Here is a 12930-nt window from a genome sequence, read left to right as displayed (position 1 = left end):
AAGAGTAATATGTATGGCAGTTTAAGTACATTTATCAATCTACAATTATCAATTATCGGTTTTCAGTGCAGTGAGCCCTGTCATGCTGAGCGCAGTCGAAACATTTTTTAGGTTTGTCACCGCGAACGTAGTGAAGCGATCTCTTTTACCCTGTTATCGCCATACCGGTTTCCCGGTAGAAGCGATCTCTATAGTTCGGTTTTCCCGCTTTGAGACTGCTTCGTTGCCCTCGCATTGTCTTATTTTATTGTTTTCGTCATGTTGTCCCGATAGCTATCGGGATGATTCAGCATCTGTTATTTAGACCCTGAATCGAGTTCAGGGTGACATTTTAACTATTGTCATTTCGACCATAGGGAGAAATCTTTTGCTCGATCACTTTTTCTGTGTTAATTGCTAATTGTTCGCTGCTCATTGTCTTCCAGTCATCGCGAACGCAGTGAAGCGATCTCTATACTTCGGCCTTCCCATTCGTTTCACTCGCAGTGACTATAATCGTGTTCTTCTTCGTCATGCTGAACTTGATTCAGCATCTGTTATTTAGACCCTGAATCGAGTTCAGGGTGACATTTTAACTATTGTCATTTCGACCATAGGGAGAAATCTTCTGTTCGATCACTTTTCTGTGTTAATTGCTAACTGTTCGCTGCTCATTGTGTTACAGTCATCGCGAACGCAGTGAAGCGATCTCAATATCTAACATCCAGTTACTGTTTTCTATGTGCCAGCACGATTGGCGGTTCCCCATTAAACGGATTTCCCATTCTGCCGATTGTTTTTACATCCATGCTTACCGCGCGCATCACACTATGTTCTCCAAACCTGTTTTTAATTTTATCTAAAGAATTGTAGAGGTTCAGCATTTCTTCAGAATCATCAAAAAGATTGATCTGGTAATGCCCGCCCACGAGTCCGCTAAAACGCACCCCGATTAGCCTTATAAGAAGACGCCGGGTATATAATTGTTTAAATAATTCTTCCACTTTTGGAATTAGAATATGGTCTGCACTGGTATAGGCAATCTTCACCTGTTTACTGTAAGTTTGAAAATCTGAATAGCGAATTTTCACACTTACATTAGAAGTAAGTTTATTACCTTTTCTTAGTTGGTAAGCGAGACTTTCAGCCATGGCTACCAGAGTGGCATGCAGCCGAACCATATCGATAGTATCCCGGTTAAAAGTTCGCTCGGTAGAGATTGATTTACGCTCGTGGAAAGGAATGATCGGCGGATTGTCTATTCCGTGGGCTCTTTTCCAGATAGTACGGCCATTTTTCCCCAAAACACTTTCCAGTACCTCCACTGGCATTTTTTGAATGGTTTCAATCTTTCTTACTCCGAGATTCAATAATTTCTGAAAGGTTTTATTTCCTATCATGGGAATCTTATTAACGGCCAGCGGAGCCAGAAAACTTTTTTCAGTACCAGCTTCAATGATCTTTTGTGCATAGGGTTTACCTTCTCCGGTAGCAATTTTGGAGACCACTTTATTCTGTGAGAGTCCGAATGAAATTGGCAACCAGGTCTCTTTTTTTATAGATTCCTGAAGTTCTTTTGCAAACTGAGTAATCCCAAAAAATCGATCCATCCCGGTAAGATCTGCATAGAATTCATCTACGCTGGCCTTTTCAAAAGAGGGTACTTTACTGCGGATGATCTCGGTTACTTCGTGGGAGAATTTAGTGTAAGTGGAGGCATTCCCCTTGATGACGATAGACTGCGGACAAAGTTGCCTTGCTACTTTCATAGACATGCCCGAGTGTACACCAAACTTCCGGGTCTCATAGCTGCATGCCGCAACCACACCACGGTCACCCAGCCCGCCCACAATAAGCGGTTTATTATTTAATTTGGAATCTAAACGTCTTTCTGCGGAAACAAAAAAAGTATCGAGATCCAGATGAATAATAGATTTTACATTCTTCATATTAGGAATAATTCCTTTTAATTGGAAATATTCCAAAATTATAAAATTATTTTGGTTGTAGAAATAGAGAGCGTTAAAAAGAGAGACGAATTTTGGAATTTATTTCGAAAGCTAGAGCAGGTCTTTGTTTATGAGGTCATCAAAAATTAGATGGTCTACAAATGAACTTTCAGATTTCCTGGAATATGGGAAAAATTCCAATTTTTCAATTTCAGAAGCGGCCTTAAGTTCACTGGTAAACTCAGCAGTGTAGCAGGTCATTCTAACTATAGTGCCTTCAGGATGTCCATGAGCCTGAGCTTCAAAAACACCAAATTTCTTAATGCTTTCAGGAATCAGTTCTATAGAAAGTTCTTCTTTTATTTCCCTGGACAATGCGTCAATATCAGATTCTCCTTTTTCTCTTTTGCCACCGGGGATATACCAGGTAGATTTACCTTTACTCAGGCTCATAAGAATTTTTTTATCCTGAATATAAATAAAAGCTAGTTTATCAATAAATTTTTTCATTAAAAAGATTGTGATATTAGATCAAAATAAACGGGGTTTTGAAATCTAAAAGCAAAACCCCGAAATACTGTAAATATTACCAATTCGTAACTATTCCTGAATGCCCGGTAATTTTTCAGGTCTTTGCATTTTCCAATCAAAATCTGGTGCATCTTTCTCTTGCGGGTGGATCTCGTTCAAATTATCTGCATTATAGATCACGCCGTTTTTAATCACATGGGTAACTGAATTAGAATTTTTAATATTCTCTAAAGGATTCCTATCCATGATTACCAGATCTGCCAGTTTTCCAGGTTCTATAGATCCCAGATCACCATCTAAACCTAATGTTTTTGCTCCCAGAATGGTAGCGGTTTTTAAGGCATCATGTTCACTCATACCCCCGCTTTGCATAGACCATAATTCCCAGTGATACCCCAGCCCCTGAAGCTGCCCATGACTTCCAACTCCAACGAGTCCGCCTTTATCCACCACTTCTTTCATCATTTCAGCATGCTTGGGAAATACGTGTTCCTCTTTCATAAACCATGCTCCACGTCTTCTCGATTTTTGAGCCAGTTCATTATATGGAGTAAAATATTGTAACTTTTCGTCTTTATACGGTTCCTCTGTAGCATAATAATATTCCTCTGCCCATGGCCCGCCATAGGAGACCAGTAAAGTCGGGGTCACCGCCATTTTGGATTCTGCAACGGTCTGTAAAACATCTTTATACATAGGATACACCGGCAATGAATGTTCATGCCCGGGATAACCGTCCAGTAATTGTGTCATATTCAATTTAAAATCCAGTCCGCCTTCTGTAGTGGGCATTAGTTTAAGTTCTTTAGCGGCCATGATGATCCATTGTCGCATTTGCCTGTTCCCTGTCAAATACATTTTGATGGTCTTGGTATCATAGTATTCGCTATACTGTTTCAATACCCTTTTGGCGTGATCCAGATCTTTTAAATTATAAGCCCAGTAACCTACACCGGGACCGGTACTGTAAACCCTGGGGCCCTGGATCATTCCCGCATCTACCATATCTGAATATGTAAGTACATCTGTAGTAGAAGTTTGTGGATCACGAGTAGTGGTAACGCCATAAGCAAGGTTTGCTGAATACATCCATACCTGGTTCTTATGAACCTCCCAGTTAGGCCACATGTGAGCATGGGTATCAATAAATCCCGGCACTACTGTTTTCCCTGAAGCATCCATGACGGTAGCGTTCCCAGGTGCGTTTAAAGAACCTGATGGCCCCACCGCTTCAATCCTGTTATTCCTTATTAAGATATCTCCATTCTCAATGACCTCATCCCCTTTCATGCTGATGATACGTCCTCCTTTAATAAGAGCAACACCCTGAGGGATCGCCCGCTGATAGGTCTTTACAATTTTATACTCTTCAGCTTTAAAGTTTTCATGTTCATCTTCTTTCTTGTCTGCCTTTTCCTCTGTGTCGTCTTTCTTTTTTTCAGCTTCTTTTTCCGCTTTTTTCAGTGCTTTAACACTGTCGTTATAAACCTTTGCCTCTTTCAGGTCGTAAACAAAGTGGCTGCTTCCCAAAGACCAGTGCACATCTTTACTATTTTCTTCCCAGGCCGGGAATTCCCCGCCAATCTCTGTAAGTTTTTCTGCTGGAAAAGCAGTTTTATCCATGCTCGCAAGGGAAATACTGGCAGTTTGTCCAAAACGAGGAATCACCACGGTATAAATATCATTATTAATCTTAGCCAGCGCTCGTTTGCCATCTGGGGAGATCCTTATTTCAGAAGGCTTTGAGGCTTTATCTTTTTCTTCCTGAAGGTCATCTTCTCCCAGCATATGTTTATGCACATCTGAGGATCCATAAGGAGTTATTCCTTTTATAGATAAATGTGTTTTCTCATCTGTGCCGTCCCATCTTAATGATATTAGCTTATCATCATCATTCACATAAATACGGTCATCGATCTTTGAAAAGTGAGGATTCACTCTCCCTTTTGATTTTTCAATAAAATTTACCTCACCTCCGGCGGAAGGGATCCAGGCAAGGTCTTCCTTGTTAGGAGAACCGCTCATGCTGGTGGCCAACCTGTATTCTTCTGCTGCTCCCATCGTAAAAGCAATTCTGTCATGCTTGTAAGACCATTCCGGGTTGGAATAGATCGCTTTATTGAGAGTAAGTTTTTTTAAATTCCTTCCATTGGTATCTACACTATAAATATATCCACCATCATCTTCCCAGGTTACAAAGGCAATTTTATTTCCGTTAGGCGACCATGCAGGTTGAGCTTCTACAAAATCATTATTGGTAAGTCTTTTTGGTGCCCCGTTGGGAAAATCCATAACATACAATCTATTGAGGGCGGTAAAAGCCAGTTTTGATCCATCAGGCGATGGCACCGCATCCCTAATTTGGGTAACCTGGGCGGTGGCATCATCTTCAATAGGATATTTAAATAGCAATTCAGGACCTAATTCCAGATCAAGATCTACTTCAAAAGGAATAGGGGTGGCTTTTTTATCTGTAAGGGAAATGTTATTCAATTTCCCACCATAGAATACAACAAGGTTTTTACTGTCTGGAGTAAAACTCATAGCCGGTAATACCCCCAGACTGGCGATAGATTCCTGATCATCGCGTTGTATAGGATAGGCTAGCCATTCTTCATCACCTGTTTTTAAGTCACGAATTACCAGCCCCGTTTTAGTTTCGAAGCGTGTACCATATACCAGCCATTTTCCATCTGGCGAAGGCGTGGGAGTAAAAGCAGATCCATACCTCCCGGTGATCGTAGCAACATCAGACTTTTCCATATCATAAGTCCCTATCTGGTACTGTGGAAATTGGGCATTATAATTCCAGGCATTGTTCCTTTTAGAAAAATAGATGGTCTTGCCATCAGGACTAAAAGCCGGATCTGTCATTTTTAGATTCTCTGGCTCTTTAACCAGTTGGGCTCCACTCCCCCCATCTTTATGATATAAATGAAGCTTTATATTTCTTCTACCTTTTGAGGCAACTATAAAATCACCTTCGGGACTCCACTCAGCCGAAAAGTAATTTTGATTTTTTTCTTCAGAAATTGCGTTCATTTCTTTGGATTCCAGATCCATGATCCAGACATTATCTGATCCATTCTTATCTGAAATAAAAACCAGACTGTTTCCGTCGGGGCTGTATCTTGGGTGTACATCATACGCAAGACCGCTGGTTAACTTTTCTGCTTTACCTCCGGATACAGGAATACGGTATAGATCACCCATCATATCAAAAACGATGTGTTTCCCATCCGGGCTCACGTCTACAGAAAGCCAGGTGCCTTCTTCTGTGGTAAAGGATATTTTTCTTGCCGGTTTTAAAGGAAGTTCTTTGGTTGTAAGAGTATCTAACTGGGCAATACTAATACTGTCCTGCGCTTTGATCTCGAATTGAGTAAAAATTAGTATACCTAGAATAAAGTAGAAATAGTTTTTCATGTTTCTATTAGAATAAATTTGCTCACCAATATAGGAATATATTTAATCATTTATTCAGGTTCAGGTTGTAGATAAGAATACCAAAATTTCTTCTTAATAGTAATGCCCGACCTTATATACAGAGATAGTTTCTAGTGAAACAGCCTGAAATTTTAATTTGAAAACAAATTGAAGATTGCCAAATGGCAAAGCCTAAAATAGGCGGAGAAAGTGATCTAATAAATAATACCAATGATCAATAAAGTTAAGTGAGCTGGTTTTTCTATAAATTTATTGAGGTCAATAAAAAATTATGAGAAAATTTATATCCTGCACCTTAATAATATTTCTTGCCTTCACCTTTTTGCAATGTAATGGGCAAACCAAAAAAACCAACGATAATTACACCTATAAATCTGGTAGTTTTGACGGTATTGGGAAATTCTACAAAGGCCGTGAAATTAATCAAACTATTTTTTTCGTATCTTAATACATTCTAACCAAAAACCAAAAATTATGAAAGGCTCTTCAGGTAAACGCAGGTTGGTAAAGAAATACGTGTCAGATTTTATTTTTTCAGAAAAAACAGGTTTTGTTCTTGATGGCACCAACTATCAATTTTCAAGCAATGAGCCTGGAGGGAAATTTATCAAATTTCGGTTTGAAAAAAGTTCCGGGAAAAAGAAAAGAAAATACGTTTTTAAGGTCATTTATAAAATGATGAAGAACTTTCAATCTTCCCTTAACTAATAAAAATAGGCTGTAAAAAATCCTTAGTAATCAGTCAAACCTCTTTACTTTATAATAATCCAAAAATAAATTCAGGAATATACTTTATCGACATTTTTAAACCCTCACTTTTATCGTCGATCACTTATAATGCTTATTTGTACTCCCGCACTATTGTAATATTTACGGGAACAATATACTTACCTGATAATCAAATTTTAAGTAACTTTATCTAAAGCTTATTAAAATGGGTTTAAGAATAATTGTAATCGTAACTTCAGTGTTGATGTTTTCCTGCGTAAGATCACAACAGCAAAACGAACCTAAACTTATTGGCGGGCCTTGCGAAGGCTGTGAAGCGGTCCTGGAATACGGCGACCGGGAGCTTAGCGCAGTTGATACGCTACCTGAATTTACTTCCGCAGAAAATAAATTGAAAATATCGGGTATTATTTATGAGCCTGATGGCGTCACACCCGCTGAAAATATTGTTTTATACATTCACCATACAAATGCGGAAGGAATTTATCCTACCAAAGGAAATGAAGAGAACTGGGCCAGGCGACATGGATATTTAAGAGGTTGGATAAAAACTGCTAAAGATGGGCGTTGAACTTTTTATACTCAAATACCGGGAAGTTATCCCGATGGTAAAAATCCGGCGCATATACATCCATTTATACTGGAACCTGATGGTACATATTACTATCTATCTGCTTTTTTCTTTGAAGGTGATCCACTGCTTACCGATAATCATCAAAATGATCCTCCCCGGGGAAGTGACGGCGTGGTTAAGCTTCAGGATATAGGTGATATGAAATTAATTGAGCGTGATTTTATTCTCGGGAAAGGAATACCAGATTATAAATAGAAAATCCCGTCTGAAATTTTAATTATCGTCATCCTGAACTTGATTCAGGATCTCTAGAGAAGCTGAATCAAGTCCAGCTTGACGGCTAAAATTCCCAGACGGGCTTTCTGCTATTTATAAAAATTTTATTTCGCCTCGGCGATCCAGTTATCAATTTTATTCTCCAGTAATTCCAGTGGAACGCAACCGGTTTCAAGCACCTGTTTGTGGTATTCTCTAATATCAAAATTATCTCCCAGTTCAGTTTTCGCTTTTTCACGTAACTCCTGGATCTTTAACTGACCAATTTTATAAGACAATGCCTGCCCTGGATTGGCCATATATCTTTCAATTTCTGAAATCACACTGGCTTCCGGTTCTGCTTCGTTTTCGAGGGAATACTGGATCGCTTCTTCGCGGGTCCAGCCTTTGCTGTGTAAACCTGTATCCACTACAAGACGCACGGCGCGATGCATTTCAGCCCCCAATGTTCCAAAATATTGATAAGGATCTGTGTATAGCCCAAGCTCTTTTCCTAAAGATTCTGAATATAAAGCCCAGCCCTCACCATAACCGCTGTACCATAAAGTTTTTCTGAAATCTGGTAGCTTCTCATTTTCCTGTGTAAGGGAAATTTGGTAATGGTGTCCGGGAATTGCTTCATGCAAAAATAATGATTCATCACTATAAGTATTATAAGTGGCGGCATCGGGAATGGGCACGTAAAAGATACCAGGCCTGGTTCCGTCTAAAGATCCAGGGTTATATTCGGCGCTGGCAGATTTTTCTCTAAATTCTTCCGTTCTTCTTACCTCAAAAGAAGTTTCAGGAGTAACACTGAAAAGTTTACTGATATTTGGCTTCATGGTCTCATGAATTTCTTCAAAATTGGCGATCACTTCTTCAGGTTTATCAAATGGCATCAGCTCTTTATTTTCCCTTACATAGTTGAAAAAAGATTTAAGATCTCCCTCAAATCCAACTTCTTCTTTCACTTTTTCCATTTCTTTTGAAATCCTGGCCACTTCATCCAGTCCAAGCTGGTGAATTTCTTCTGCCGTCATATCTGTAGTGGTGTAAAGCTTGATCTGATGTTTGTAATATTCCTCTCCCTCTGGAATATCTGCAATCCCGCTACTTTTACGGCCTTTTGGCAAATAATCCTGTTGCAAAAAAGTATGCATTTTTTTATACTGCGGAATGACTTTTTCGGTGATCATACTTTTATATTCTTCCGTTAAACGCTGTTTTTCTTCTTCTGAAAAACTATCGGGAAAGTTATTTACGGGGCCGTAGAATAAATGCTCTTCTGGATTAGAACCCGTCATGGATTCCATTTGCGGAATCACCTTCTGAATTAATGAAGCCGGTAATACATATCCCTGCTCCATCCCTTCGCGCATATTTTCTTCCGCAGAATTCATCCAGCTAAGAAAACCATCCACACGTTTTAGCCAGTTCTCGTAATCTTCTACCGTATTGAAAGGTTGAGCACCAACACCACTGGCCAGTTGACCCATAAACAGGTTTACAGACCACATCTGGTCTATGGGCATATATTTGTCTTTTTTAAATTCCATTGAGGCAAGGTTGATATCACATTCCCAAAGCAAAATATCTTTGCTCATTTTTTCGGTGTCGCTAAGTGCCTCGTCACTTATAGCACCGGCTTCATTTTTATATTTGGTATAATAAGCTCTTAAGCTATCTTCATATTCTTTAGAAAGGAAATTTGGAAATTGGTCGTTATAGCGCATATCTCCTGAAGTGGTAGCTGAAATAGGGTTCAGCTTTAAACCATCTTCATAATAATTGTTAAGGATGCTGTCAAATTTTGCACTGACCTCATTTTTTTCATCATCTGCGGAAGTCTCTGTATTCTCATTTTTACAACCTATGAATAGAATAGAAAGGAAGAATGAAAGAATGATCTTGTGAAACATATTGTAAGATTTTATAATATAATTCTAAGATAAGAAAAAATCGCAGTCAGATATTGTTTAGAATCCTCAATAAAAAATATCATATATATCCTGCAAATTTCGGAAAATTGTATTCGGGTGGAGAAACCTGAAAATCCAAAAGAGTAGGAAAAACAACTAATCCACCCATTATGAAATTTAAAAGTTTAATTATGGTCGCAATTGCGGTTATGCCATTAACAAGTTGCTCAATGAGACTGGTAGCCTTTACCGTAATCAGTTCTAAAAATGTAAGCCTGGACATACACAAGTCTGAAGGCGTAAAAACGGAAGCTAAGAAATCCTATTTCCCTCGAATAGGCTGGCTGGAATATTAAAGATGCTATGGATGAAGCTTTAGAAGCTGTAGGTCCCGATCATGATATGCTTGTAGACGGTGTAGTACGTTATACCAGTTACCCATTTGTTTCCGGGGTTACGGTAGAAGGTACTGCGGCAGGCACCCGGGCAATGAAAGCCAGAATGGGTGAGGCAGGTTTCCAGGAATGGCTAAAAGGTCAGGATGTACTAAGAGAAGAAACTGCTGTGGTAATCAAGGAATAAAAACTGAAACTTTTATATAAGAAAAAGCCCCTGTATCTGCAGGGGCTTTATTAATTCTAACCTGTAACATTTCAGGTCTAAAACCTTATTAATATCTATAATATTCAGGTTTGAAAGGTCCTTCTACTTCAACCCCGATATATTCAGCCTGGTCTGGTTTAAGCTCGGTAAGCTCCACACCAATTCTTTCCAGGTGAAGTTTTGCTACTTTTTCATCTAAATGCTTTGGCAGCATATATACTTCATTCTTATACTGGTCTGTATTTTTCCAAAGTTCGATTTGTGCTAAAGTCTGGTTAGTGAATGAATTACTCATCACAAAACTAGGATGACCTGTGGCACATCCAAGGTTTACTAACCGACCTTCAGCAAGAAGGATGATGTCTTTCCCATCAATGGTATACTTATCTACCTGAGGTTTGATCTCAACTTTAGTATCTCCATGGTTTTCATTTAACCAGGCAACAGCGATCTCATTATCAAAATGACCGATATTAGCAACAATGGTCTTATCTTTCATGGCTTCAAAATGTTCTCCACGAACGATGTCTTTATTTCCCGTTGTAGTGATCACTATATCTGCTTTTGGAAGTACAGTTTCCAGTTTCTTCACCTCGAAACCATCCATCGCAGCCTGTAGGGCACAAATAGGATCAATTTCAGTAACTGTAACTATAGAGCCAGCTCCTTTGAATGATTGAGCTGTTCCTTTACCCACATCTCCATAACCACAAACAACAACGCGTTTTCCAGCTAGCATCACATCGGTAGCACGACGAATTGCATCTACCGCACTCTCGCGACACCCGTATTTATTATCAAATTTAGATTTTGTAACGGAGTCGTTCACATTGATGGCGGGCATAGGAAGGGTCCCTTTTTTCATTCGCTCATACAATCTGTGAACGCCGGTAGTGGTCTCTTCAGAAAGTCCTTTGATACCTTTACCCAGTTCTGGGTATTCGTCAAGTACCATATTGGTAAGATCTCCACCATCATCAAGGATCATATTTAATGGCTTGCGCTCTTCCCCAAAGAAAAGTGTTTGTTCGATACACCAGTTAAATTCCTCTTCTGTCATTCCTTTCCAGGCGTAAACTGGAATTCCGGCAGCGGCAATAGCAGCGGCAGCATGATCCTGGGTAGAGAAGATATTACAGGAACTCCAGGTAACATCAGCTCCCAGTTCTACAAGGGTTTCAATTAAAACGGCGGTCTGTATGGTCATATGCAAACATCCCGCTATCCTGGCTCCTTTTAAAGGCTTTGATGCTCCATATTCTTCACGAAGCGCCATTAAACCTGGCATTTCGGCTTCAGCAAGTTCTATTTCACGGCGTCCATATTCAGCAAGCTCAATATCTTTTACTTTATAGGCGGTATACGGTACTGTTTTAGTTGACATATTATTATATTTGAATATTAGCAATTTTTCTAATTGCAAAAATAAGGAAAAGCTTAGAAAATTTATGCCTCTTTATAAAACTATAACAGTTGACGAACTCACTAAGGTCTTCATTTGGAAGGTTGAAGAATCTTTTGATTGGCTATCTAAAAATGTGGAATTAAGCGATCATTGCAGTAACAGGGTTCATGGGATGAAGTCTGAGATTCATCGTCGCGGTTTTATGAGCATTCGTCATTTAATGGCCGAGGCAGGTTATACCGATCATGATCTTTATTACGACGATCATGGTAAGCCTCACCTGAAAGATGATAAATATATTTCCATCACCCATTCTTTTAATTTTACGGCAATCATCATTAGCAATAAAGATGTTGGTATAGATATTGAAAAGCAGCGAAACAAAATTCTAAAAATTGCGAATAAATTCACTCCTTTAGATGAATATCATACCCTTGCCAATGAAGAAGCACTTATAAGAAAACTTACGATTGTGTGGGGCGCAAAGGAGTCGGTATATAAAATATTGGCGCAACCCGGAGTGGGTTTTTTACAGCATATCAATGTAACCGATTTCGATTTCGACGATGCTAAAACTACAACTCATGTAAGGTATAACGGAATAGACGGTTGGTTTGATGTTGAATTTTTAGAATTTGAAAATTTCACCTGTGTGTATGCCATGCCTTCCATTAAAAAAGGAACCTGATGATTGAGGTACAAAGTTATCTGGAAGAAATTCAGCAGGCGACATTTGAAAAGAGGAAATTACTGGCAATTCTTATAGATCCCGATAAATTTGATGAAACAAAACCCCAGAAATTTCTTCAGAAATTACCAAAGCAAATCACCCATATTTTTGTAGGAGGAAGTACGGTTAAAGAAGGCAGAACCTGCTCTGTGGTTAAATTCCTAAAAAGTATAAGCGATTTACCTGTTATACTCTTTCCTGGCGATCATAGTCAGATCTCTTCACATGCAGATGCTTTACTTTTTCTAAGTCTTATTTCCGGCAGAAATCCCGAATTTTTAATTGAACAGCAGGTACGTTCTGTAGAAAAGATAAGGAATACGAATCTGGAAATTATTCCCACGGGGTATATTTTGATTGATGGCGGAAGAGAAACTTCAGTGCAAAAAGTGAGCAATACTATTCCGCTGGCTCAAGATAACATTCAGCAAATTGTAAACACGGCCCTGGCGGGACAATATTCAGGAAAAAAAATAATCTATCTGGAAGCAGGTAGTGGCGCAAAAGATCAGGTCTCTTCGAAAATTATAAAAGCTGTAAAAGATGCCTTGAATATTCCAATTATTGTGGGTGGGGGCATCCGCAGCATACAACAACTTCATAGAGTGTATGATGCGGGAGCAGATCTCGTAGTGATAGGAACTGCTTTCGAAAATGGTACTTTTCAATAATAGCTCCCTAATAACAGCGGAAATGTCATTTCGACAGAGCAGTAGTCCGCGATAGCAAGGCTGCTGCGACGAGAAATCCGTCAACCTTTATTTCAAAGTTTTTTTCTAGAGATACTGAAACGAGTTCAGCATGAC

Annotated in this window: 12 protein-coding genes; 7 read left to right on the top strand and 5 right to left on the bottom strand. The window is 39.1% G+C overall.

Annotated elements, in window-relative coordinates:
• Positions 1–707: 707 nt before the first annotated feature.
• The 3 genes from dinB to Q1K34_RS13150 form a co-directional block, all read right to left on the bottom strand.
• Positions 708–1928 (bottom strand): DNA polymerase IV, encoded by a 1221-nt coding sequence (gene dinB / locus Q1K34_RS13160; RefSeq protein WP_300439738.1) that lies wholly within the window; start codon positions 1926–1928, stop codon positions 708–710.
• Between the two features lie 111 nt (positions 1929–2039).
• Positions 2040–2438: an NUDIX domain-containing protein gene (locus Q1K34_RS13155; protein WP_300439730.1), complete on the bottom strand. Its 399-nt coding sequence runs from the start codon at positions 2436–2438 to the stop codon at positions 2040–2042.
• Between the two features lie 90 nt (positions 2439–2528).
• Positions 2529–5885 (bottom strand): amidohydrolase family protein, encoded by a 3357-nt coding sequence (locus Q1K34_RS13150; protein ID WP_300439728.1) that lies wholly within the window; start codon positions 5883–5885, stop codon positions 2529–2531.
• Between the two features lie 292 nt (positions 5886–6177).
• Between Q1K34_RS13150 and Q1K34_RS13145 the strand changes: the two genes are divergently transcribed.
• The 3 genes from Q1K34_RS13145 (at position 6178) to Q1K34_RS13135 (ending at position 7206) form a co-directional block, all read left to right on the top strand.
• Positions 6178–6354: a hypothetical protein gene (locus tag Q1K34_RS13145; protein WP_300439726.1), complete on the top strand. Its 177-nt coding sequence runs from the start codon at positions 6178–6180 to the stop codon at positions 6352–6354.
• Positions 6355–6380: 26 nt separating this feature from the next.
• On the top strand, positions 6381–6614 hold the full coding sequence (locus Q1K34_RS13140) for a hypothetical protein (RefSeq protein WP_300439724.1): 234 nt from the start codon (positions 6381–6383) through the stop codon (positions 6612–6614).
• Positions 6615–6840: 226 nt separating this feature from the next.
• Positions 6841–7206: a hypothetical protein gene (locus Q1K34_RS13135; RefSeq protein WP_300439722.1), complete on the top strand. Its 366-nt coding sequence runs from the start codon at positions 6841–6843 to the stop codon at positions 7204–7206.
• Positions 7207–7589: 383 nt separating this feature from the next.
• Here Q1K34_RS13135 and Q1K34_RS13130 read toward each other — a convergent pair whose 3' ends face one another.
• Positions 7590–9386: a DUF885 domain-containing protein gene (locus Q1K34_RS13130; protein WP_300439720.1), complete on the bottom strand. Its 1797-nt coding sequence runs from the start codon at positions 9384–9386 to the stop codon at positions 7590–7592.
• 170 nt (positions 9387–9556) lie between these two features.
• On the opposite strand from Q1K34_RS13130, the gene Q1K34_RS13125 reads away from it, so the two are divergent.
• Both Q1K34_RS13125 and Q1K34_RS13120 read left to right on the top strand, forming a co-directional pair.
• Positions 9557–9742 (top strand): hypothetical protein, encoded by a 186-nt coding sequence (locus tag Q1K34_RS13125; protein ID WP_300439718.1) that lies wholly within the window; start codon positions 9557–9559, stop codon positions 9740–9742.
• 7 nt (positions 9743–9749) lie between these two features.
• Positions 9750–9968, top strand: a complete 219-nt coding sequence (locus Q1K34_RS13120; protein WP_300439716.1) for a hypothetical protein — start codon at positions 9750–9752, stop codon at positions 9966–9968.
• 88 nt (positions 9969–10056) lie between these two features.
• Here Q1K34_RS13120 and ahcY read toward each other — a convergent pair whose 3' ends face one another.
• Positions 10057–11373, bottom strand: coding sequence for an adenosylhomocysteinase (ahcY, locus tag Q1K34_RS13115; RefSeq protein WP_300439714.1), 1317 nt, complete (start codon positions 11371–11373; stop codon positions 10057–10059).
• A gap of 64 nt (positions 11374–11437) precedes the next feature.
• Between ahcY and Q1K34_RS13110 the strand changes: the two genes are divergently transcribed.
• Both Q1K34_RS13110 and Q1K34_RS13105 read left to right on the top strand, forming a co-directional pair.
• Positions 11438–12082 (top strand): 4'-phosphopantetheinyl transferase superfamily protein, encoded by a 645-nt coding sequence (locus Q1K34_RS13110; RefSeq protein WP_300439711.1) that lies wholly within the window; start codon positions 11438–11440, stop codon positions 12080–12082.
• The gene (locus Q1K34_RS13105) at positions 12082–12795 is read left to right on the top strand and encodes a geranylgeranylglyceryl/heptaprenylglyceryl phosphate synthase (RefSeq protein WP_300439709.1); all 714 of its coding nucleotides are present in this window, start codon (positions 12082–12084) and stop codon (positions 12793–12795) included. Before Q1K34_RS13110 ends, Q1K34_RS13105 begins: the two co-directional genes overlap by 1 nt.
• The last annotated feature ends 135 nt before the right edge of the window (positions 12796–12930 follow it).

The organism is Christiangramia sp. (assembly GCF_029937855.1).
Classification (GTDB): Bacteria; Bacteroidota; Bacteroidia; order Flavobacteriales; family Flavobacteriaceae; genus Christiangramia.
The sequence above is the reverse complement of the archived record's forward strand: the minus strand, read 5'-3'. Positions and strand labels throughout refer to the sequence as shown.